This is a genomic window from Bradyrhizobium liaoningense (assembly GCF_018130825.1).
In the GTDB taxonomy this organism is placed as follows: Bacteria; Pseudomonadota; Alphaproteobacteria; order Rhizobiales; family Xanthobacteraceae; genus Bradyrhizobium; species Bradyrhizobium liaoningense_B.
Window position 1 is genome coordinate 98,274 of record NZ_JAFCJS010000013.1, and the last position, 23,062, is coordinate 121,335.

Annotated in this window: 17 protein-coding genes; 13 read left to right on the forward strand and 4 right to left on the reverse strand. The window is 65.5% G+C overall.

The window, feature by feature from the left end; all coding sequences use genetic code 11:
* Positions 1–6: 6 nt before the first annotated feature.
* The 3 genes from JQ603_RS36165 to glyS all read left to right on the forward strand — a co-directional run bounded on the left by JQ603_RS36165 (position 7) and on the right by glyS (position 3,463).
* Positions 7–198 (forward strand): hypothetical protein, encoded by a 192-nt coding sequence (locus JQ603_RS36165; RefSeq protein ID WP_212347802.1) that lies wholly within the window; start codon positions 7–9, stop codon positions 196–198.
* A gap of 230 nt (positions 199–428) precedes the next feature.
* The gene (locus tag JQ603_RS36170; protein ID WP_212347805.1) at positions 429–1,364 is read left to right on the forward strand and encodes a glycine--tRNA ligase subunit alpha; all 936 of its coding nucleotides are present in this window, start codon (positions 429–431) and stop codon (positions 1,362–1,364) included.
* Positions 1,364–3,463: a glycine--tRNA ligase subunit beta gene (gene glyS / locus JQ603_RS36175; protein WP_212347808.1), complete on the forward strand. Its 2,100-nt coding sequence runs from the start codon at positions 1,364–1,366 to the stop codon at positions 3,461–3,463. The genes JQ603_RS36170 and glyS overlap by 1 nt, the downstream gene beginning before the upstream one ends.
* 319 nt (positions 3,464–3,782) lie before the next feature.
* Here glyS and JQ603_RS36180 read toward each other — a convergent pair whose 3' ends face one another.
* Complete coding sequence (locus JQ603_RS36180) at positions 3,783–4,130, reverse strand: DUF1236 domain-containing protein (RefSeq protein WP_212347811.1); 348 nt, start codon at positions 4,128–4,130, stop codon at positions 3,783–3,785.
* A 225-nt stretch (positions 4,131–4,355) separates the two neighbouring features.
* On the opposite strand from JQ603_RS36180, the gene JQ603_RS36185 reads away from it, so the two are divergent.
* The 3 genes from JQ603_RS36185 (at position 4,356) to JQ603_RS36195 (ending at position 9,419) form a co-directional block, all read left to right on the forward strand.
* Positions 4,356–4,511, forward strand: a complete 156-nt coding sequence (locus tag JQ603_RS36185) for a DUF3096 domain-containing protein (protein ID WP_074077234.1) — start codon at positions 4,356–4,358, stop codon at positions 4,509–4,511.
* 96 nt (positions 4,512–4,607) lie between these two features.
* The gene (ppdK, locus tag JQ603_RS36190; RefSeq protein WP_212347813.1) at positions 4,608–7,535 is read left to right on the forward strand and encodes a pyruvate, phosphate dikinase; all 2,928 of its coding nucleotides are present in this window, start codon (positions 4,608–4,610) and stop codon (positions 7,533–7,535) included.
* 432 nt (positions 7,536–7,967) lie between these two features.
* Positions 7,968–9,419, forward strand: coding sequence for a cell wall hydrolase (locus tag JQ603_RS36195; RefSeq protein WP_212347816.1), 1,452 nt, complete (start codon positions 7,968–7,970; stop codon positions 9,417–9,419).
* Positions 9,420–9,465: 46 nt separating this feature from the next.
* On the opposite strand, the gene nadC is transcribed toward JQ603_RS36195, so the two are convergent.
* The 3 genes from nadC to nadA form a co-directional block, all read right to left on the reverse strand.
* Positions 9,466–10,344 carry a carboxylating nicotinate-nucleotide diphosphorylase gene (gene nadC / locus JQ603_RS36200; protein WP_212347819.1) on the reverse strand — a complete coding sequence of 293 codons (879 nt, stop codon included), beginning with the start codon at positions 10,342–10,344 and terminating at the stop codon, positions 9,466–9,468.
* Between the two features lie 12 nt (positions 10,345–10,356).
* Positions 10,357–11,964 carry an L-aspartate oxidase gene (locus JQ603_RS36205; RefSeq protein WP_212347822.1) on the reverse strand — a complete coding sequence of 536 codons (1,608 nt, stop codon included), beginning with the start codon at positions 11,962–11,964 and terminating at the stop codon, positions 10,357–10,359.
* 156 nt (positions 11,965–12,120) lie between these two features.
* Positions 12,121–13,248 (reverse strand): quinolinate synthase NadA, encoded by a 1,128-nt coding sequence (gene nadA, locus JQ603_RS36210; protein WP_212347825.1) that lies wholly within the window; start codon positions 13,246–13,248, stop codon positions 12,121–12,123.
* Between the two features lie 331 nt (positions 13,249–13,579).
* Between nadA and JQ603_RS36215 the strand changes: the two genes are divergently transcribed.
* The 7 genes from JQ603_RS36215 to JQ603_RS36245 all read left to right on the forward strand — a co-directional run bounded on the left by JQ603_RS36215 (position 13,580) and on the right by JQ603_RS36245 (position 23,053).
* On the forward strand, positions 13,580–14,830 hold the full coding sequence (locus JQ603_RS36215; RefSeq protein ID WP_212347828.1) for an MFS transporter: 1,251 nt from the start codon (positions 13,580–13,582) through the stop codon (positions 14,828–14,830).
* A gap of 42 nt (positions 14,831–14,872) precedes the next feature.
* Positions 14,873–15,859 carry an acrylyl-CoA reductase (NADPH) gene (gene acuI, locus JQ603_RS36220; RefSeq protein ID WP_212347832.1) on the forward strand — a complete coding sequence of 329 codons (987 nt, stop codon included), beginning with the start codon at positions 14,873–14,875 and terminating at the stop codon, positions 15,857–15,859.
* A 113-nt stretch (positions 15,860–15,972) separates the two neighbouring features.
* Entirely contained in the window at positions 15,973–16,572 is a 600-nt protein-coding gene (locus tag JQ603_RS36225) for a hypothetical protein (RefSeq protein ID WP_212347834.1), read from the forward strand.
* A gap of 162 nt (positions 16,573–16,734) precedes the next feature.
* On the forward strand, positions 16,735–16,968 hold the full coding sequence (locus tag JQ603_RS36230) for a DUF6894 family protein (protein WP_212347837.1): 234 nt from the start codon (positions 16,735–16,737) through the stop codon (positions 16,966–16,968).
* Between the two features lie 232 nt (positions 16,969–17,200).
* Entirely contained in the window at positions 17,201–18,943 is a 1,743-nt protein-coding gene (locus tag JQ603_RS36235; RefSeq protein WP_212347840.1) for a methyl-accepting chemotaxis protein, read from the forward strand.
* Positions 18,944–19,144: 201 nt separating this feature from the next.
* Positions 19,145–20,881, forward strand: coding sequence for a methyl-accepting chemotaxis protein (locus JQ603_RS36240; protein WP_212347844.1), 1,737 nt, complete (start codon positions 19,145–19,147; stop codon positions 20,879–20,881).
* A gap of 201 nt (positions 20,882–21,082) precedes the next feature.
* Entirely contained in the window at positions 21,083–23,053 is a 1,971-nt protein-coding gene (locus tag JQ603_RS36245) for a methyl-accepting chemotaxis protein (protein ID WP_212347847.1), read from the forward strand.
* Positions 23,054–23,062: the final 9 nt, after the last annotated feature.

Below are 23,062 nucleotides of genomic sequence, written 5' to 3' on the forward strand. Positions count from 1 at the left end.
CGACAGATGCCGCCGTTCGTCGCTTTCGCGGGCGTCCTGGGCGGGCTTGCCGTGGTCCGCTGGGCCTACAAGACCGCACTCCGGATCAACCAGGAACTGGAGGAGATGCGCCTGTCGCGCGTCGCCGAGGCCGCGCACATGGGGGAAATCCCGACACTGAAGCGCGACCCCGTGACCGGAGCTTATCGGCCGGGTTAGCCGCGCCATAAACCGCTGCCGTAGGGTGGGCAAAGGCGCTCTTGCGCCGCGCCCACCACCTTCCCCGGCGAAGACATAGACGTGGGCACGCTTCGCTTTGCCCACCCTGCGGCACCGCCCGGGATGAGGGGCTGATCGGCCCGAATCCACCCCCTTTGCCTTGATTCCCATCCCCGCCGTCGATACGGTCCCGCGCGATTCAAAACCCCCCGCGAGAGCCTGATCTGACGATGGACGCCTCATTGCCCGCCCATATGCGCCCGGAACGCTCGTTCCAGGGCTTCATCCTCGCGCTCCAGCGGTTCTGGGCCGAGCAGGGCTGCGTGATCCTGCAGCCCTACGACATGGAGATGGGCGCGGGGACCTTCCATCCGGCGACCACGCTGCGCGCGCTCGGGCCAAAGCCCTGGAACGCGGCCTATGTGCAGCCCTCGCGCCGGCCCAAGGACGGCCGCTACGGCGAGAACCCGAACCGGATGCAGCACTACTACCAGTTCCAGGTGATCATGAAGCCGTCGCCGCCGAACCTTCAGGAGCTGTACCTGAAGTCGCTCGCCGCGATCGGCATCGATTCCGCCGTGCACGACATCCGCTTCGTCGAGGACGATTGGGAGAGCCCGACGCTCGGCGCCTGGGGGCTCGGCTGGGAGTGCTGGTGCGACGGCATGGAAGTCAGCCAGTTCACCTATTTCCAGCAGGTCGCCGGCTTCGAATGCGCGCCTGTCGCGGGCGAACTCACCTACGGGCTCGAGCGCCTCGCGATGTATGTGCAGGGCGTCGACCGCGTCTATGACCTCAACTTCAACGGCCGCGAGGGCGACGCCAAGGTCACCTATGGCGACGTCTTCCTGCAGGCCGAGCGCGAATATTCGAAGCACAATTTCGAAGTCGCCGACACCGCGATGCTGTTCGAGCAGTTCAAGATGGCGGAAACGGCGTGTAGGAAATATCTCGACGCCGGCTGGAAGGACGGCAAGCGCGAGGCGCACCTGATGGCGCTGCCGGCCTATGACCAGTGCATCAAGGCGAGCCATGTCTTCAACCTGCTCGATGCCCGCGGCGTGATCTCCGTGACCGAGCGGCAGAGTTATATTTTGCGCGTGCGTGAACTGGCCAAAGCCTGCGGCGATGCCTGGTTGCACACCGAAGCCGGTGGAGCGGCCTGATGCCCGATCTTTTGCTTGAACTGTTCTCGGAAGAAATCCCCGCGCGCATGCAGGCCAAGGCGGCCGACGATTTGCGCCGCATGGTCACCGACAAGCTCGTTACCGAAGGTCTCGTCTATGAAGGCGCGAAAGCCTTTGCGACGCCGCGCCGCCTTGCGCTCACCGTGCACGGCATTCCTGCGCGCCAGCCTGATCTCAAGACCGAACGCCGCGGGCCGAAAGTCGGCGCACCCGATGCGGCCGTGCAGGGTTTTTTGAAAGCGACAGGTCTGAAATCGCTGGATGAGGCCAAGATCCAGCGCGACCCCAAGGGTGATTTCTACATCGGATTGATCGAGAAGCCCGGCCGCGACGCGATCGACGTGCTGGCGGAAATCCTGCCCGTCATCATCCGTACCTTCCCCTGGCCGAAATCGATGCGCTGGGGCGCGCGCTCGGGCAAGCCCGGGTCGCTGAGCTGGGTGCGTCCACTGCACGCGATCACCGCGACCTTCGGGCCCGAGACGGAAGAGCCTGATATCGTGAAGTTCGAGGTCGACGGCATCGAGACCGGCCAGACCACTTACGGCCATCGCTTCATGGCACCTAGCGCGATCAGCGTGCGTCGCTTCGAGGACTACGAGGCGAAGCTGAAGGCGGCAAAAGTCATCCTCGATCCGCAGGCGCGCAAGGACATCATCTTTGCCGACGCCAAGGAATTGACGTTTGCGCAAGGCTTTGAGCTGGTCGAGGATCAGGTGCTGCTCGACGAGGTCTCCGGCCTCGTCGAATGGCCCGTCGTCATGATGGGATCGTTCGAGGAAGAGTATCTTGCGATCCCGGACGAGGTGATCCGCGCGACCATCCGCAACAACCAGAAGTGCTTCGTCGTCAAGGATCCCAAGACCGGCAAGCTGACCAACAAGTTCGTCCTCACCGCCAATATCGAGGCGACCGACGGCGGCAAGGTCATCGTATCGGGCAACGAGCGCGTGATCCGTCCGCGCCTGTCGGATGCGAAGTTCTTCTATGAGACCGATCTGAAGACCAAGCTCGAGGATCGGCTGCCGAAGTTCGAGCAGATCGTGTTCCACGAGAAGCTCGGTACCCAGGCCGCGCGCATCACGCGCATCGAGCGGCTCGCCGCAGAGATCGCGCCGCTGGTCGGCGCCGATGTCGCGAAGGCAACGCGCGCCGCGCATCTGGCGAAGGCGGATTTGCTGACCGAAGTCGTCGGCGAATTCCCCGAGGTGCAGGGCCTGATGGGCAAGTACTACGCACTGGCCCAGGGCGAGGACGCGTCCGTCGCCGCCGCCTGCGAGGAGCACTACAAGCCGCAAGGCCCCGCCGATTACGTGCCGACCGATCCGGTCAGCGTTGCGGTGGCGCTTGCGGACAAGATCGATACGCTTGTCGGCTTCTGGGCGATCGACGAAAAGCCGACGGGCTCGAAGGACCCGTATGCGCTGCGCCGTGCCGCGCTGGGTGTGATCAGGTTGATCGCCGAAAACGCATTGCGACTGTCGCTGATGAAGGTGGCGGCGTCAGCGCTCGCCGGCTTGTCGGTGAAGCCTGCCGATGCGCAGAAGCTTCCGAGCGATCTGCTCGCCTTCTTCGCCGACCGCCTGAAAGTCCAGCTTCGCGAGCAGGGCGCGCGTCACGATCTCGTCGACGCCGTGTTCGCGCTCGGTGGCCAGGACGACCTCTTGATGATCGTCCGCCGCGTCGAGGCGCTCGGAAAATTCCTCGACAGCGACGATGGCAAGAACCTGCTCGCCGGCACCAAGCGCGCGAGCAATATCCTCTCGATCGAGGAGAAGAAGGACAAGCGCACGTTCGACGGCGCGCCCGATGCCGCGCTCTACAGCCTCGCTGAGGAGAAGGCGCTGGCGAAGGCGATCGGCGAGGTGAAGGCGGAAGCCAGCGCCGCCGTCGCCAAGGAGGACTTTGCCGCCGCCATGAGCGCGATGGCAAAGCTGCGTCCGCCGGTCGATGCTTTCTTCGACAAGGTCCGCGTCAACGACGACGATGCGAAGGTGCGCGAGAACCGTCTGAAGCTGCTGAACGAGATCCGCAGCGCCACGCGTGCGGTGGCGGATTTCTCGAAGATCCAGGATTGATGTTCTCGTGCCCCGGACGCGGCGCAGCGCTGTCCCGGCGATGCGAAGCATCGTCCGGTTTGGCGGTGCGCTGCAGAGGCGGGGCCCATGCTGGATGCGTGTTCGGAGCTTCTGGGTCCCGGGTCGCGCTTCGCTTGCCCGGGACACGAGAGAAAAAAGCCCCGCCCGGCGGGGGGAGACCGGGCAGGGCCTGATGTCCGATTTAACACTGCACGCGCCAGCCTGATTGAAGTGGCGCGCCGGACATCGAGTCGATCAGCGGCGTTCTTAAGCGGAGTGGGTACCGGTTCGCGTGACGAAAACGCGTCCGGACAACGATCTAGTCCAGCACCTCGACGATGCGGCGCGAGCGCGGCTCGACCAGCACGGTCTCGCCGTTCACGACGGTGTAGCGATAGGTGGTGGCGCCGAAACGTTGCGGCACGTCATAATAGGTGACACCGCTTTCGGGTAAGGTGGCGCCGACCACCACGCGATCCGGGACACGGAAGGCCGGCACACGTTGTTCGATGACATAGTCGCGGAAGGCCGGGCGTTGTTCGACTGCGATTGTCGGGCCGCTGTCGACCACGACGGGTGCGCGCCCGACCGTGCTTTGCGCCTGCGCCGCCAGGGGCGAGCCGATCGCGGCAGCGAGCGCTGCAAGGGCGAGAATCCTGTTCCGCATAGGCAACTCCTTCGACGTGATTTTTCGGAAGCGCCAGTGGCGCGACCGGTGGCCAATGCATGCGTCTTGGCAATGTTCCGGAAAATGCACGCCGCATACGCGGCAATTTCGGGCAGTTTTCGCGAAAGGGGGAACTCGCATCGCGCCTTGCGCGTCTCTACTCGCGGAACCGGGACCGCTATGATCCGCCCGCGATTCGCCCCCACCTCCACAGAAAGATAATTCATGCACATCACCGTCGCCCACATTTCGCCGATCCTGTCGTTGATTGCGGGCGTGCTCATCCTGATCATGCCGCGGCTGCTCAACCTGATCGTCGCGATCTTTCTCATCATCAACGGTGCGATCGGGCTCGGGCTCCTGAAGTGGCTCCATCTCTAGGGGTTCATTTTCCGGAACTGTTCGACTTGCGCGGGCCCTTCCAAAGTGGTGTAAGGCCCGCGATTTCCCTTTCCTCTCGCAGGTTGTGTGCAAGCTATGGCCAAAGCCGCCTCGAAGCCTAAGAAAATACCAGCGAAATCAAAGTCCTCCGCCAAGGCGAAAGCCGCGCCGGCGGCCCGCAAGGCGCTTCCCAAGAGCGCCTTGAAGAGCGCCCCGAAGCCGGTGGCCAAACCGGTGGCGAAGCCGGCCGCGAAGGCCGCAACCAAGCCGGCTGCGCCGAAGGTTGCCGCCAAGGTCGCACCGAAGAAGGCTGCGCCCGCCAAGGCGGCGCCAGCCGCGGGTAAGGCCGGCAAATGGGTCTACACATTTGGTGACGGCAAGGCCGAGGGCCGGACGGAGATGCGCGACCTGCTCGGCGGCAAGGGCGCCAACCTCGCCGAGATGGCCAATCTCGGCCTGCCGGTGCCTCCCGGCTTCACCATCCCGACCTCGGTCTGCACCTACTTCTACGCGCACGACAAGTCCTATCCGAAGGAGCTGCAGGCACAGGTTGAGAAGGCGCTCGACCATGTCGGCAAGTTGACCGGCAAGGTGTTCGGCGACACCAAGAACCCGCTGCTCGTCTCGGTGCGCTCCGGCGCGCGTGCCTCGATGCCGGGCATGATGGACACCGTGCTCAATCTCGGCCTGAACGACCAGACCGTGGAAGCGCTGTCGGAGCTGTCGGGCGACCGCCGCTTCGCCTATGACAGCTATCGCCGCTTCATCACCATGTATTCCGACGTGGTGCTCGGCTTCGAGCATCATCACTTCGAGGAAATCCTCGACACCTTCAAGGACAGCCAGGGCTACACCCTCGACACCGACCTTTCGGCCGACGACTGGGTCGAGCTGGTCGGCAAGTACAAGGACGCGGTCGCGCGCGAGACCGGCAAGGACTTCCCGCAGGATCCGCACGACCAGCTCTGGGGTGCGATCGGCGCGGTGTTCTCATCCTGGATGAACGCGCGCGCGGTGACCTATCGCAAGCTGCACGATATCCCTGAGTCGTGGGGCACCGCGGTCAACGTGCAGGCCATGGTGTTCGGCAACATGGGCGAGACCTCGGCGACCGGCGTTGCCTTCACCCGCAACCCTTCGACCGGCGAGAGCAAGCTCTACGGCGAGTTCCTGATCAACGCGCAGGGCGAGGACGTGGTGGCGGGCATCCGTACGCCGCAGGATATCACCGAGGAGGCGCGGAAGGAGTCGGGCTCCGACAAGGCGTCGATGGAATCGGCGATGCCGGAAGCCTTCAAGGAGCTGACGCGGATCTACACGCTGCTCGAGAAGCACTACCGCGACATGCAGGACATGGAGTTCACGGTCGAGCAGGGCAAGCTGTGGATGCTCCAGACCCGCGGCGGCAAGCGCACCGCGAAAGCGGCGCTGCGCATCGCGGTCGAGCTCGCCAATGAAGGCCTGATCTCCAAGAAGGAAGCGGTGACGCGGATCGATCCGGCCTCGCTCGATCAGCTCTTGCATCCGACCATCGATCCCAACGCCAAGCGCGACGTGATCGCCACGGGCCTGCCGGCATCGCCGGGTGCGGCCTCCGGCGAGATCGTGTTCTCCTCGGACGAGGCGGCCAAGCTTCAGGGCGACGGGCGCAAGGTCATTCTGGTCCGCATCGAGACCAGCCCGGAAGACATCCACGGCATGCACGCTGCCGAAGGCATCTTGACCACACGCGGCGGCATGACCTCGCATGCGGCAGTCGTCGCGCGCGGCATGGGCAAGCCCTGCGTCTCCGGCTGCGGCACCATCCGCGTCGATTACGGCCGCGGCACCATGAGCATCGGCTCGCGCACCTTCAAGACCGGCGACGTCATCACCATCGACGGCTCGCTCGGCCAGGTGCTCGCCGGCCGTATGCCGATGATCGAGCCGGAGCTCTCCGGCGAGTTCGGCACGCTGATGACCTGGGCCGATCAGGTCCGCAAGATCGGCGTCCGCGTCAACGGCGATACGCCCGATGACGCGCGCACCGCGATCAAGTTCGGCGCCGAAGGCATCGGCCTGTGCCGCACCGAGCACATGTTCTTCGAGGAGACGCGCATCCGCACGGTGCGCGAGATGATCCTCTCCGAGGACGAGCAGTCGCGTCGTGCCGCGCTGGCAAAGCTGCTGCCGATGCAGCGCGCCGACTTCGTCGAGCTGTTCGAGATCATGAAGGGCCTGCCCGTCACGATCCGGCTGCTCGACCCGCCGCTGCACGAGTTCCTGCCGCACACGCATGCCGAGGTCGAGGAGGTGGCGCGCGCCATGCACACCGACCCGCGGCGCCTGGCCGACCGTGCGCGCGAGCTCTCGGAGTTCAATCCGATGCTCGGCTTCCGCGGCTGCCGCATTGCGATCGCCTATCCGGAGATCGCCGAGATGCAGGCGCGCGCGATCTTCGAGGCGGCGGTCGAGGCCGAGAAGCGCACCGGCAAGGCTGTAGGCCTCGAGGTGATGGTGCCGCTGATCGCGACCAAGATGGAGCTCGACCTCGTCAAGGCGCGCATCGATTCCACCGCGAAGGCGGTGATGCGCGAGACCAACACCAAGATCGCCTATCAGGTCGGCACCATGATCGAGCTGCCGCGCGCGTGCCTGCTCGCGGCCGAGATTGCGGAGAGCGCCGAGTTCTTCTCCTTCGGCACCAACGACCTGACGCAGACCACCTACGGCATCAGCCGCGACGACGCGGCGAGCTTCCTCGGTCCCTACGTGACGAAGGGTATCCTTACTGTCGATCCCTTCGTCGCGCTGGATCAGGAAGGCGTCGGTGAGCTGGTCAAGATCGGCGTCGCGCGCGGCCGCAAGACGCGTGCGAAGCTCAAGGTCGGCATCTGCGGCGAGCACGGCGGCGATCCCGCCTCCGTCGCCTTCTGCCACAATATCGGCCTCGACTACGTCTCCTGCTCGCCCTACCGCGTGCCGATCGCACGCCTTGCCGCGGCGCAAGCCGCGCTCGGCAAAGAGATCGCGAGCCAGGCGTAAGGCGAAGCGCAGGATTGAGTTGAGAGAGGCGGGGCTTTGGCTCCGCCTCTTTCATTTTGCGCGACGCTCCCTCCACGCCGTCATTGCGAGCGATCCAGAATCTTACCGCGGAGGCAGTCTGGATTGCTTCGCTGCGCTCGCAATGACGAGTTTGTTGCAACACCGGGAACTTCACACCCGTCCCGTAATGATACGCGCCGGCAAGAGTTCCTTCACCATTCGCGTTGACCCATTGTTTACCGCCTCACGTCAGGCGGCATTTACCAATGCGCAGCATCGCCCCGTGAAAACACCTGCAATCGCTTGAGTGTGCCGCGCGCGCAACGCCGATTAACGCCCCGGCAACCTAAATTGGATACTTACGATAAAGATCGAATTGCACGGATGTACTGAGTTCGATCGGACGAGCGTAAGCGTAGCGTGAGCGTATCGATGTCAGTGTTGCGTAAGCATCCGAAGGGCGCGCGGTTCGCGTCCTTCGGCATCGGTCTCTGCATCTTCGCATTGATGCCGAGAGAGACCGGCTATCAGGACATTGCCTCCCTGCTGGCACGTCAGCCCGGCGTTGCCGAGCGCTGGCAGAAGCAGGTGTTCTCCGCGGCGTCCTCGATCCAGCTCGCCACCTACAGCTTTTCCCGCCCCATCGGCACTTCGGTTCCGCAGAGCGCGATGGTTCGCCTCGCAAGCATCGATGGCCGCGACGTCACCGGCGCGATCAGCCGCAATCCGGCGCTGCAGGCGCCGCCGCGCTACCAGGCTGCAGATTTTCCCAAGGTCGATCGCTCGCTGAAGGGTGATCGCCTCGCGACCGCGACACCCGCGCCGGCTCCCGAGACCGCGCCTGCCGCGACGCCCGCGCCGGAAGATCCCGCGACGTCGAACAGCTCGGTGTTCGGCGCCAAGACCGCCGCATTGCCGCAAGCAATGTCGCCTGAGTCCGCGGCCGCGCTCGACCCCGAGCTTGCGGAAGCGCTGCGCGCGCCGCCATTGCCGCAATATTCCAATCCGCCGCAGGCCAGCGACGTTGCGCGCTCATTCGCAGTGCAGCCGCTGGAAGCGCTGAAGCGGGCCACTGCGCCGACGACGCCCGTGCGCGAGCCCTTCAGCGTCAAGACTTCGAGCCTGTTCTTCGGCAGTTCCTCGCTCGGCGGCAATCTCGAGAGCATCGAGAGCTGGCAGCCTGGCGCCGAGCCGCTGATCGTGATGCCCGATCCCGACATGAAGGTCACGGCCTCGCTGACCCCGCCGACGGCGGAGATCGCCAAGGACATCGAAAGCGGCGAGAGCGTCGCGCCGAAGGGCGAGGTCAACGCCGATAACCAGCGCGCCAGGTCGCCGGCGGAGCGGCTCGCGCTCGACGACAAGTCGCGCGCGAAGTCGGAGAAGTGCCTCGCCGAAGCCGTCTACTTCGAATCCCGCGGCGAGGCCGTGCGCGGCCAGATCGCAGTGGCGCAGGTGGTGATGAACCGCGTGTTCTCCGGCAAATATCCCGACACGGTGTGCGGGGCGGTCTACCAGAACAAGCACCGCCATTTCGCCTGCCAGTTCACCTTTGCCTGCGACAACAATCCCGACGTGATCCGCGAGCCCGAGATGTGGGAGCGCGCGAAGAAGATCTCGAAGGCGATGCTGGATGGCCAGATCTGGCTGCCCGAGGTCGGCAAGTCGACGCACTACCACGCCTATTGGGTGCGCCCGTCCTGGGTCGCCGAGATGAAGAAGATGTACAAGACCGGCGTGCACACCTTCTATCGGCCGCGCAACTGGGGCGACGGCAGCGAGGAACCAAGCTGGGGCACCCCGGCCCAGACCGCCGCGCTCTCCGCCGAGCTCGCGCAGGAAGCGAAGAGTTCTGCCGAGATGGGCAACACGGAGCGGCGGTAGTTGTCCTTCACCTCTCCCCGCTTGCGGGGAGAGGGAGAAGACCTCATCACGCCTCGATATCCAGCGCGCAGTCGAAGTTCGGCGCCGAATGCGTCAGGGCGCCGGAGGACGCATAGTCGACGCCTGTCGCCGCGATAGCCCCAATCGAGTCCAGCGTGACGCCGCCCGACGCCTCCAGCTCGAGGCGGCCCTCATTGATCCGCACGGCCTCGCGCAGGGTCGCAAGGTCCATGTTGTCGAGCAACACGGCGTCAGCCATTCCGGTTTCGAGCACCTCGCGCAGCTGGATCAGCGTATCCACCTCGATCTCGATCTTGACCAGATGGCCGGCATGGGCGCGGGCGCGCTCCAGTACGGGACGGATGCCGCCGGCGACTGCGATGTGATTGTCCTTGATGAGGATCGCATCGTCGAGGCCGAAGCGATGGTTGAAGCCGCCGCCGCAGCGCACCGCGTATTTCTCCAGCGCGCGCAATCCCGGCGTGGTTTTTCGCGTGCAGCAGATCCGCATCTTCGTGCCTTCGGTGCGCGCGACATAGTCCGCTGTAAGCGTCGCGACGCCCGACAGACGGCCAACGAAGTTCAGCGCGGTTCGCTCCGCGGTGAGAATGGCGCGCGCCGGACCCGAGATCGTCAACACCTGCTGTCCGCGGGCAACGCGTGCGGCATCGCGGACATGCGCGCGCACCTCGATGTCGGCCGAGAGCTTTTGCAGCGTCGCCAGCGCCAGCGGCAGGCCGGCGATCACGCCGGACTGGCGCGCGACCAGGATGGCCTGCGCCCTGGTTGCCTCCGGAATCGTGGCCAGCGAGGTGATGTCGCCGGCGCGGCCGAGGTCTTCGTCGAGGGCGCGATTGACCGCCTCCTCGATCGCGAGCGGCGAGAGGAAGGCATCGGGATAGAGCAGTGAGGTCTGGGTGATCATTGGGGAACTCCGTCAGGCGATCATGGGTTGCGCAATGCGCGGAAGCGGACGCTCGCTCAGGCTCTCCGCGACCTCGCGCGCTGCGGCGAGCGTGGTCATCGTTCTCTGCGCCAGCGCGGCGTTATCGGCCGGATGATCGGAGCGGAAATGCGCGCCGCGGCTCTCGCGCCGCGTCCAGGCCGAGGCGGCAACGAGCAGGGCTGACATCGCCATGTTGCGGACAGCGATGTTTCCAGCCTCGCGTTCGAGCACGGCGAAGTGGCGCACGGCTTCCGCAAGCCCGTCGTCATCGCGGATCACGCCGACATGCGTGCTCATCATCGCGCGCAGCCGTTTTACGTCAGCTGCATCCGGCGCGCCGCCGTGCGGCGTCACGACTGCATCGGGAAGGCGGGCAGGCGAGGGCACCGTGCGGCCGGCGATGTCGTCGGCGATGCGCGCGGCGTAGACCACGGCTTCCAGCAGCGAGTTGGAGGCGAGGCGGTTGGCGCCATGCGCGCCGGTGGACGACACTTCGCCGCCGGCCCAGAGCCCGTCGATCGAGCTGCGGCCGCGCGCATCCACGGCGATGCCGCCCATGTGGTAATGCGCGGCCGGCGCGATCGGAATGGCTTGCCTCGCGGGATCGATGCCGGCGGCGATGCAGCTCGCATGCACCGCCGGAAATTTTTCGGCGAAACGCGCGCCCAGTGCCTCCCGTGCATCGAGGAAGGCGCCGCGCCCGGCCGCGATCTCGGCGAACACGCCGCGGGCCACGATGTCGCGCGGCGCGAGCTCGGCCAGCGGATGGCGAGCGAGCATGAAGCGCTCGCCATGGCCGTTGATCAGCGTCGCGCCTTCGCCGCGCAATGCTTCGGTCGCGAGCGGCGCCGGATCGCGGCCGACCATGATGGCGGTGGGATGGAACTGCACGAATTCAGGATCGGCAATCACGGCGCCGGCGCGGGCTGCGATCGCAAGGCCGGAGCCGCCGGCTTCCATTGGGTTGGTGGTGACGGCGTAGAGATGGCCGAGGCCGCCGGTCGCCAGCACCACCGCACGCGAGGCGAGCAGGACCGGCCGTGCAGCGTAGTTGCCGGCTTCGCGCAGCTGCAGGCCGGTGACGGCGCCGTTCTCGGTCAGCAGCGATTCCGCGATCAGGCCTTCGATGATGCGTATCGACGGCGTGCGGCGTACCGCCTCGCTCAAGGCCGCGATGATCGCGGCACCCGCCCCATCGCCGCGCACATGGACGATGCGTCGGGCCGAATGTGCGGCTTCGCGTCCCACGGCGAGCTTGCCTTCGAGGTCGCGATCGAACGGCACGCCATAGGCGAGCAGATCATGGATGCGCGGCGCCGCCTCGCGCGCAATACCGAGCGCGACCGCCTCGTCGACGAGGCCGCCGCCGACCGCGATCGTGTCAGCGGCGTGTGCTTCCGGCGTGTCGCCTTCGGCCACTGCTGCGGCGATGCCGCCTTGCGCCCATGCGGACGAGGCGCCCTGTCCGAGCGGCGCCGCCGAGATCAGCGTCACCGGCCGCGGCGCGAGTTTCAGCGCGCAGAAGAGTCCGGCAAGGCCGCCGCCGACGATGACGACGTCGTCGGTCGAGCGGGTGAGATCGTTGATAGTGTTTGTCATGATGCTCTCCTCATGGCCGTCCCGGCGAAAGCCGGGACCCATACGCCGCGGCGGAAGTTGTTGCGCGAAGCTGTTCAACGTCGTTCTTCGCAACCACACCTTCCTGTGGTTATGGGTCCCGGCCTTCGCCGGGACGCCGTTGCTGCTGCTTGATGCTCAATTCTTCAGATTGATCATCCGCTCCACCGAGCGCCGTGCGCGCATCGCAAGCGCGGGATCGATCGTGACTTCCTCGCCGCGCGTCAGCAGGCTCTGCAAAATGTTCGCGAGCGTGATGCGCTTCATGTGCGGGCAGAGATTGCAGGGGCGCAGCATCTCCACATCCGGCAGCTCGGCGCGGACATTGTCGGCCATCGAGCATTCCGTGATCATCACCAGCCGCCGCGGCCGCTTGTTGCGCACCCAGTTGATCATGTGCGCGGTCGAGCCGGTGAAGTCGGCCTCCGCCAGCACGTCCGGCGGACATTCGGGATGCGCGATGATCTGCACCGACGGATCGGCCTCGCGATAGGCGCGCAGCTCCTCGCCCTTGAAGCGCTCATGCACCTCGCAGGCGCCCTTCCAGGCGATGATCTTGACGTCGGTCTTCGAGGCGACGTAGGTGGCGAGATAACGGTCGGGCAGGAAGATCACGGTCGGCGCATTCAGGCTCTCGACCACCTGCACCGCATTCGACGAGGTGCAGCAGATGTCGACCTCGGCCTTCACCTCCGCCGACGTGTTGACATAGGCGACGACGGGCACGCCGGGAAATTTTTCGCGGAGCAGCCGCACGTCGGCGCCGGTGATGCTGGCAGCGAGTGAGCAGCCGGCGCGCGAATCCGGGATCAGCACCGTCTTCTCCGGATTGAGCAGCTTCGAGGTCTCCGCCATGAAGTGCACGCCGCACTGAACGATGATGCCGGCCTTCACCTTGGTGGCCTCGACCGCGAGCTGGAGCGAGTCGCCGCCGATGTCGGCGACGCAGTGGAAGATCTCCGGGGCCTGGTAATTGTGCGCGAGGATCACCGCGCCTCGCTCCCGCTTCAGCTCGTTGATCGCGTGAATCGTCGGCGCCATCAGCGGCCACTCGATCGGCGGGATCACGTGCTTGACGCGCTCATAGAGCGGCGCGGTGGCGCGCTCGACGTCGTCCGTCCATTCCAGCGAAGGCATCGGCAGCGCGGGCCCCGGCACCGGCACGGCGCGGGGTGAGGTGATGACCTCGCTGGTGCCTTGCTTGAGGGCTTGGCCGTGCGGCCGGTTGGTCAAATCGTCGGGGCCGTAAATTCCAGTGATCGGCATCGAAGCCTCCCGTGTGCTCTATTTATGCTCAATATGAGTATATATGGAGCCTGAGAAATCCGGCCGAGAGGCCGGGCGCGATTGCATCAAGCTTAGATATACTCAATCTGAGTAAATCAAAAATAGCACGCTTGGGTCTAGGCCGCTAGGCCCTGACGCACACATTCCCGTCAGATCGCGTCAGGCGAGGCCTCATTGAAATGCAATGCTCCCGCGACAGCCCTTCGTGGAATGCAACCGCTTTTGACTTGGGATTTTCATGCAAATGCATTAAACGAGCTGGCTCGCGGCTGCCTATTCCGGACCGCCACCAACGGACAAGGAACACACCATGTCGACATCAATGGGCGAGCTCGGTCCGGCCTCCCGTTCCTCCTGGCGCACGCCGGCGATCATCATTCTCTGCGGCTGTGCCATCGGCATGCTCGGCTTCGGTCCGCGTTCGGCGCTCGGCTTCTTCGTGCAGCCGATGAGCCACGAGTTCGCCTGGGGCCGCGACGTGTTCGGCCTCGCCATCGCCGTGCAGAATCTGTTGTGGGGACTGGGCCAGCCCTTCGCCGGGGCGGTCGCCGATCGCTTCGGCCTGTTTCGGGTGATGTGCGTCGGCGCGCTGCTCTATGCCGGCGGCCTGCTGTTGATGCGCTATTCCTCGACGCCGCTGTCGCTGAATATCGGTGCTGGCGTGATGGTCGGCTTTGGTCTTGCCGGCTGCTCGTTCAACCTGGTGCTGTCGGCGTTCAGCAAGCTGCTGCCGGCCGAGAAGCGCGGGCTTGCGCTCGGCGCCGGCACCGCAGCGGGCTCGTTCGGACAATTCCTGTTCGCGCCGATCGGCGTCGCGCTCATCGACAATTTCGGCTGGCAGCAGGCGCTCTCCGTGTTCGGCTTCCTGATGCTGCTGATCATCCCGCTGTCGCTGGCGCTCTCGACGCCGCCGGTCGCAGCGACCGGCAGCACGACGCAAGCCGATGACCAGACCTTCACCAAGGCGCTCGCGGAGGCCTTCGGTCACCGCTCCTATGTGCTGCTGGTGCTCGGCTTCTTCACTTGCGGCTTCCAGCTCGCCTTCATCACCGTGCATCTGCCGGCCTTCCTGGTCGATCGCGGTATCTCGACGCAGACCGGCGGCTGGGTGATCGCGGCGATCGGCCTGTTCAACATCATGGGATCGCTCAGCGTCGGCTATCTCCAGAACTATCTGCCCAAGCGCTACATCCTCTCCACCATCTACTTCACGCGCGCGCTTGCGACGCTCGCCTTCATCTCGTTCCCGATCACGCCGTTCTCGGCGATCGCGTTCGGTGCGATCTCCGGCCTGACCTGGCTGTCGACGGTGCCGCCGACCTCGGCGCTGGTGGCGCTGATGTTCGGCACGCGCTGGCTCGCGACGCTCTATGGCTTCGCCTTCGTCAGCCATCAGGTCGGCGGCTTCCTCGGCGTCTGGCTCGGAGGCATCGTGTTCGAAAAGTTCGGTTCCTACACGCCGATCTGGTGGCTCTCGATCCTGTTCGGCGTGCTCTCGGCGCTGATCAATCTTCCGATCGTCGAGAAACCCGTTCAGCGAGCGGTTGCGCAGCCGGCCTGATCGGCTAAACATCCCCGACAAACAAAGTCAGGGAGTGCAGTCGTGGCCACATTCAAGGCGATCCGGATCGACAAGGCGGACAAGGGGACCACCGCGCAGCTCGCGCAGTTCGACGAAGCCGAGTTGATGGAGGGCGACGTCACCGTCCGCGTCGAATGGTCGACGCTGAACTACAAGGACGGCCTCGCGCTGACAGGCAAGGCGCCGGTGGTGCGCCGCTTCCCGATGATCGCCGGCATCGACTTTGCCGGCACGGTCGAAGCGTCCTCGCATCCGCAGTGGAAGGCAGGCGACAAGGTCGTCTGCACCGGCTGGGGCATGGGCGAGACCCATCTCGGCGCCTATGCCGAGAAGGCGCGGGTGAAGGGCGACTGGCTGGTCGCTTTGCCGCAGGGCCTGTCGGCGCGCGACGCCATGGCGATCGGCACCGCCGGCTTCACCGCGATGCTCTCGGTGCTGGCGCTGGAGAAGCACGGCCTGTCGCCGAAGAGCGGCCCCGTGGTGGTAACGGGCGCCGCCGGCGGCGTCGGCTCGGTCGCCACCGCCGTGCTGTCCAAGCTCGGCTACCACGTCATCGCCTCGACCGGCCGTGCGGCGGAGGCGGACTATCTGAAAGAGATCGGCGCGGCCGAGGTCATCGACCGCAACGAGCTGTCGGCCCCGGCAAAGCCCCTCGCCAAGGAGCGCTGGGCGGGCGGTGTCGACAGCGTCGGCTCGACCACGCTGGCGAATCTCCTGTCGATGACGAAGTACGGCGGCGCGATCGCAGCCTGTGGCCTGGCGGCCGGCATGGACCTGCCGTCTTCGGTCGCGCCTTTCATTTTGCGCGGAGTGTGCCTTCTCGGCATCGATTCCGTGATGTGCCCGATCGAGCCGCGAAAAGCCGCCTGGCAGCGTCTGGCGTCCGACCTGGATCGGACAAAACTATCTGAAATTACTCATGAAATTGCAATCGACGAGGTCCCCGGATGGGGCGCGAAAATCCTCGCCGGCCAGGTCCGCGGCCGCATCGTGGTAAAAATTGTCTAACGGCGTTCAGACTTTACCAACCAAGCTGCTTCAATGTTGCCTTGGTTAGTATGGTAAGCAGCGGGTAAAGAGATAAGGCATCGCCCGCTGCGGGGGTCGGTTCGGAGTTGAGCATGCTTGCGCGTATTGTGTTGGGGGCTGTCACGGCGGCGGCGACGTTTGCGCCGGCCATTGCAGGAAGCATGAATGCCGACGAGGCGCGCCGCTTCGTAGCCGGCAAGGTGTTCGCCTTCACCTGTTTCGACGGCACCCGCGGCGCAGGCCGCATCCTCGACGATCTCGGCGCCGCCGGCGCCGTGCAGTTCTCGGGCTCGGGTCCCGTCCGCCATCTCCGCCTGCCCGGCAACACGCTCCAGATCCGCGGCCAGAACGTCTGCGCCTCGATCAAGGGCATTCCGTTCGAGCCCTGTTTCAACCTGGAAAAGACCGACGAGCGCAGCTTCCGCGGCTCGGTCTCGGGCATGGGCTTCGCCTATTGCGACTTCCATCACCAGGGCGGCAACCAGATGCTGATGGCGCGCGCGTCGGCGCGTCCGCGTTCGCTGCGCTCCTCAGAGCACACCGGGTCGGTCGCCTCCTCGAATACCGAGGTTGCGGCGCGTGTCGAGACCCCGCGTGTCGAGAGCAGCCGGATTGAGCCGGTGAAGGCCGAAGCCAAGCCGGAGCCCGCCAAGAACGAGGGCCCGCTGGAGCTGCGTCGCTCCACCCAGTGAGCCGCCCGCGCGGGGGCAATCCGCGCCTTTCGCTGCACATATCCATCGAACACGAAGCCGCCGCGCCGTAGTCATACGGACGGCGGCTTTCATGCGTTGGTAGCTGTTCGTGCCCCAGTTTGCGTACGGCCGGGGGGCGCGGCCCTAGACAAGGGTTCAACGATGTCGCTGTACTTCTTCCGCATCAGTACCGGTCGCTACTCCGGCGCCGCCGATCAGCCGTACGAGTTCGAGAATCGCGCGGCCGCGTGGAACGAGATGACCGAGGTCTGCGCCAACCTGCTCGGCGGGATCGCGCGCAGCATGAAGCCGAATGCGAAGTGGAGCATGGAGCTGCTCGACGAGAACAAGGAGCCGGTGTTCCGCATCAGCATCGTGGGCGAGACGGTCAGCTGACGAGGCTCACAAACGGGACGGTCCGTTAACGGACGCATTGTCCGCAAATCCGCGAAGTGCAAATTCAGTGCACGCGAAAAGTGTGCAAGTCCCATGGTTTGAGCCGCGTTTTCAGTATTTCTACCCAGGCCGCAGGCGCTCTCGCTTAACGTTAATGAGGAACCTCGCGGGCTAGCCTTCCCGAACTGTTCACGCGCATCGGCGCGACAATGCGTATCCCGGGATTGCTTCAATGTCGTTCATTCAGAACTTGCGAATTGGCACTAAGCTCGCCGTCACCTCCGCGCTGACCATCGCCCTCGTCGCGCTGATGCTCTTCCTCCAGATGAACGGTGGCACCGAAGTCCAGAGGCTCAGCAACGCCGCATCGGGTCAGCAGGCGATCGCGCAAAACGCCGCGGAGGCGAAGGCGTCGGTCCGCGGGATGCAGATCGGCATTCGCGACATACTGACCTCATCCTCGCCGGCCGAGATGCAGAAGGCGGTCACCTATTTCGGCGATCGCAAGACCTCGGTCCTGCAATCCGCGGGGGAGATGGCGAAGCTGTCACACTCGCCGGAGAGCCACAAGCGGATCGACCGCCTGACCGTGCTGATCGGCAATTTCAGCAGGGGCGGGCAGCAGATCGAAGCTGTCCGCAAACAGGAGCTTGCGCTCGAAGGCAAGAAGGACGGCGAAGCGGCGGCGGAGCACGCAAGGCTCGCGGCCGAGGTCAACCGGATCCGCAAGGAAATCCTGGCGCCGATCAACGAAGAGATATCCGAGCTCGCGAACCAGATCATCGACTTCGCCAAGAAGAGCAGCGCCGAGGCGCGTGCGGAGGCGGAAGCCGAGGCCGCGTCCGTTGCCCGGGTGTCGCTCGTCACGGGCGTGCTGGTCGCGCTGGTTCTGATCGGCGCGTGCATCTTCTCCGTCTTCAGCATCGCGCGGCCCATGCGGGCGCTGACGTCGGCGATGGAGAAGCTGGCCGGCGGTGATTTCTCGGTGATTCTGCCGGGCCTCGGCCGCAAGGACGAGGTCGGCGAAGTTGCGGGCGCCGTCGAGAAATTCAAGATCGTGTCCGAGCAGAAGGCGCGGGAGGAAGCCGAAGCCAAGATGCGGCAGGATCAGATTGCAGCCGAGCAGCGCAAATCGGAGATGCGCAGGCTTGCCGACAGCTTCGAAGGCGCCGTCGGCGAGATCGTCGGAACGGTGTCATCGGCTTCGACCGAGCTGGAAGCGTCCGCAACGACGCTGACCTCGACCGCCGAGCGCACGCAGCAGCTCACGACCGTGGTCGCGGCGGCCTCGGAAGAAGCCTCCACCAACGTGCAGTCGGTCGCCTCGGCCACGGAAGAGCTGTCGTCCTCGATCACGGAGATCAGCCGGCAGGTGCAGGAATCCGCGCGCGTGGCGAGCGAAGCCGTCGGGCAGGCCCGCACCACGACTGAGCGCGTCAGCGAGTTGTCCAAGGCGGCGACGCGGATCGGCGACGTCGTCGAGCTGATCAACACCATCGCCGGCCAGACCAACCTGCTGGCGCTCAATGCCACGATCGAGGCCGCGCGTGCCGGCGAGGCCGGCAAGGGGTTTGCAGTCGTCGCATCCGAAGTCAAGGCGCTCGCCGAGCAGACGGCGAAGGCGACCGGTGAGATCGGCCAGCAGATCTCCGGCATTCAGGCCGCGACGCAGGAATCGGTTGGCGCCATCAGGGACATCAGCGACACCATCGAAAAGCTGTCCGAGATCTCCTCGACGATCGCGGCCGCGGTGGAAGAGCAGGGCGCCGCAACGCAGGAAATCTCCCGCAACGTGCAGCAGGCCGCGCATGGCACGCAGCTGGTCTCGTCCAACATCACCGACGTGCAGCGCGGCGCCAGCGAGACCGGCTCGGCTTCCTCGCAGGTGCTGTCCGCCGCGCAGATGCTGTCGGGCGACAGCAACCGTCTCAAGCTCGAGGTCGGGAGATTTCTCGAGACGGTGCGGGCCGCCTGACCTTCCCATCTTCGCGTGTGATTAACTTGTTAAGCTCGCATTCCGTGCTGAATTTCAAGGGGTTTTCGTACTAATTCAGTATTTGAACGGTAGCGCTGTTAACCAATTTGGAATGGCTGGCGCTCACCTTTTGAGCAAGAGCGATCAACGCCAGGGAGCGCCGACAACGACTCGGCTGCGCATTCCTTTGGGGAAACACCAATGTTGAGCCTCGTTCGGAATTTGCGGATCGGGACCAAGCTGGCGATCGCGTCGGCACTCGGCATCCTCCTGGTCCTTTGCATCATCGCAAGCCAGCTCGTCGGCAACGGCAATGTGCGGGACTCCAACAAGGCCGCGGTCGCGCAGCTCGCGCTGGCGCGCGAGGCGGTGGAAGCCAAGCTTGCGGCGCGCAGCATGCAGCTCGCCGTCCGTGACATCCGGCTCGCCGGCAACGCGGCCGAGCTGCAGAAGGCCGGCGATGCTCTGGTCGAGCGCGCCGAAACGTTGACCAAAGTCGCTGAGGCGATGCTGAAGCTGTCGCAAGTGCCGGAAAACCGGACCCGGATGGAAAAGCTCAAGAGCCTCGGTGCGGATTATCTTAGGGCTGCCCGACGGGTCGCGGCCATCCGCGGCGAGGCCATCGCAGCGACGGGGCCCGACGCGGCCGCCAATGTCGCCAGGCTCGTTGAGGAAGGCGCGCGCCTGGTGCGTGAGGTGACGCTGCCGATTGCTGCCGAGCTCGATACGATCACGAGCGAGATTGCGGATTTTTCCAAGCACAAAAGCGAGGAAGAACTTGCCGCCGCCGCGCAGGAGATGGCGGCGGGCGAACGTCTCGGCATCGCGGTCGGTATCTGCGCCATGCTCGTTCTGATCGGCTCCTGGATGATGTCCTTCTTCACCATTGCCCGGCCGATCCGCGCGCTCACCGCGGCCATGGACAAGCTCGCCGGCGGCGACTTCTCCGTGGTGCTGCCCGGGCTCGGCCGCAAGGACGAGGTCGGTGGCGTCGCTGCGGCCGTCGAGAAGTTCAAGGTCGTGTCGGAACAGAAGGCGCGCGAGGAGGCCGAAGCGAAGGTCAGGCAGGACCACGCCGCGGCCGCGCAGCGCAAGGCCGAGATGCACAGGCTTGCCGACGGCTTCGAGGCCGCGATCGGCGAGATCGTCGATACCGTGTCATCGGCTGCGACCGAGTTGGAGGCTTCGGCATCGACGCTCACCTCGACCGCGGAACGCGGCCAGCAACTCACCACCATGGTTGCCGCCGCTTCCGAAGAGGCGTCCACCAACGTGCAGTCGGTGGCTTCGGCCACGGAAGAATTGTCATCGTCGATCACCGAGATCAGCCGCCAGGTGCAGGAATCTGCGCGAGTGGCCAATGAGGCGGTCGGCCAGGCGCGCACCACGACCGAGCGCGTCAGCGAACTGTCCAAGGCGGCGACGCGCATCGGCGACGTGGTCGAACTGATCAACACCATCGCCGGCCAGACCAACCTGCTGGCGCTCAATGCCACGATCGAGGCGGCGCGCGCCGGCGAGGCCGGCAAGGGATTTGCGGTCGTCGCATCGGAGGTCAAGGCGCTCGCGGAGCAGACGGCGAAGGCGACGGGCGAGATCGGCCATCAGATTGCAAGCATCCAGACCGCGACCGAGCATTCGGTCGGCGCCATCAAGGACATCAGCGACACCATCGAAAAGCTTTCGGAGATCTCCTCGACGATCGCGGCCGCGGTGGAAGAGCAGGGCGCGGCGACGCAGGAAATTTCCCGCAACGTGCAGCAGGCGGCGGAAGGCACCCATCAGGTGTCGTCCAACATCACCGACGTGCAGCGCGGTGCGAGCGAGACCGGCTCGGCATCGTCGCAGGTGCTGTCCGCCGCGCAGATGCTGTCGGGCGACAGCAATCGCCTCAAGTTGGAGGTCGGGAAATTTCTCGAGACCGTGCGGGCGGCCTGACGGCGGGCCGTCCTTCCACAGCTCGAGCCTGCAACCGCCGCGCGTGGCAGCGCGGCGCTTGCGCGTACGCATGCTGCGGCGCCATGACGGATAAGGCGCAGGGTTAACTTTCCGGAAAAGCGACGCAGTCATGATGCCCGCGATTTTCCGGGGCTGAGTCGTCCTGCCTGTATTGCGTCCCGAGCGTATTGGAGCACATTCATGAGCGGCATCTCCATCCGCCTGACCCACAAGGTCATGGCGATCGGACTCTTCGGCCTTGTCGGTCTTGCCGCCTTCGGCGCGATCTATCAGATCGGCAGCCTCTCCCAGGATGCCTCCCGCACTGTTGCCAACCGCGCCCGCGCGATCGCCGATCTCGACAAGCAGCTCTCGATCGACATGCTGGAGGCCCGTCGTAACGAGAAGAATTTCCAGCAGCGCCGTACCGAGAGCTATGCCAGGGCGCATGCCGAGCTGATCGGGCCGATCAACCGCGATTTCGACGAGGTGGAGCGGCTGATGGCGGCCGCCGGCATGAGCGCACTGTCCGAGAAGATGAAGCAGGCCCAGGATGGCTTCAAGCGTTACGCCTCCGACTTCGCCGCACTGGTGGCGGCCGAGACCAGGCTCGGGCTGAATGAGACGCTCGGCCTGTCCGGTTCGCTTCGCGGCGCGGTGCACGACATCGAGGTCAAGCTGAAGGAGATCGACGATCCCAGGACGACGACCTGGATGCTGATGATGCGCCGGCACGAGAAGGACTTCATGCTGCGGCGCGACCCCAAATACATTGCCGAGGTGAAGAAGGCCGGGGTTGAATTCTCCAAGGCGATAGAGGTCGTCGCAATCCCCACGGCGGCGATGAACGACATCACGGCCAAGCTCCAGAAATACCAGTCCGAGTTCGCGGCCTGGGCCGAGACGGCACGGCAGAGTGCGGCTCTCGACGCCGCCATGATGAAGACCTTCCGCGAAATCGAGCCTGCGATGGTCGAGGTGCGAACCGCGGTCGATGCCATGTACAAGCAGGCTGACGCGGCCGAGGCCGCGACCCGCGAGGCCGTGCGCTTGTGGATGGCCGTGGCCTTCGGCATCACCGTCGCTGTGCTCGCCGTGACCGGCTTTCTGCTCGGACGTTCGATCTCGAAGGCGCTCGGTGCCATGGTCGGTGCGATGACGCGGCTTGCGCGCGGCGAACTCTCGATCTCCGTTCCCGGCGTCGGGCGCAGGGACGAGATCGGCGAAATGGCCGGCGCCGTCGAGGTGTTCAGGACCAGCATGGCGGAGGCCGAGCGGCTGCGCGTTGAACAGTCGGAAGCGGCTGCGCGCGGACGCGAACAGCGCAAGGCCGACATGCGGCGGCTTGCCGATACGTTCGAAGGCGCGGTCGGCGAGATCATCGAGACCGTGTCGTCGGCGGCAACCGAGCTCGAGGCCTCATCCAACACGCTGACGCAGGCCGCCGAACGCGGCAACGGGCTCGCAACCGCCGTGGCGGCGGCCTCGGAGGAGGCGTCCGCCAATGTGCAGTCAGTGTCGTCGGCGAGCGAGGAGATGACCTCCTCGATCTCCGAGATCAGCCGCCAGGTGCAGGAATCGGCGCGTGTCGCCGACGTTGCGGTCGGACAGGCCGAGCGGACCAACGCGCGCGTCGCCGAGTTGACGAAGGCGGCGAGCCGCATCGGCGACGTGGTCGAATTGATCAACACCATCGCCGCCCAGACCAACCTCCTGGCGCTGAACGCGACGATCGAGGCGGCGCGTGCCGGTGAAGCCGGCAAGGGATTTGCGGTGGTCGCGACCGAAGTGAAGGCGCTGGCCGAGCAGACCGCGAAAGCCACGGGCGAGATCAGTCAGCACATCGGCGCGATTCAGACCGCGACGGAAGACTCCGTCGGCGCAATCAAGGAGATTGGCGACACCATCGCGCGGATGTCGGAGATCTCGTCGACCATCGCCGCCGCGGTGGAGGAGCAGGGCGCGGCGACGCAGGAGATCTCCCGCAACATCCAGCATGCCGCGCACGGCACGTCCGAGGTCTCGGCGAATATCGGCGACGTCCAGCGTGGCGCCGGCGAGACTGGAGCCGCCTCGGCGCAGGTGCATTCGGCCGCCCGGTCGCTGTCGCGGGAGAGCAACCGGTTGAAGGGCGAGGTCGCGCGCTTCTTGGAGTCGGTACGGGCCGCGTGACGATGTCGG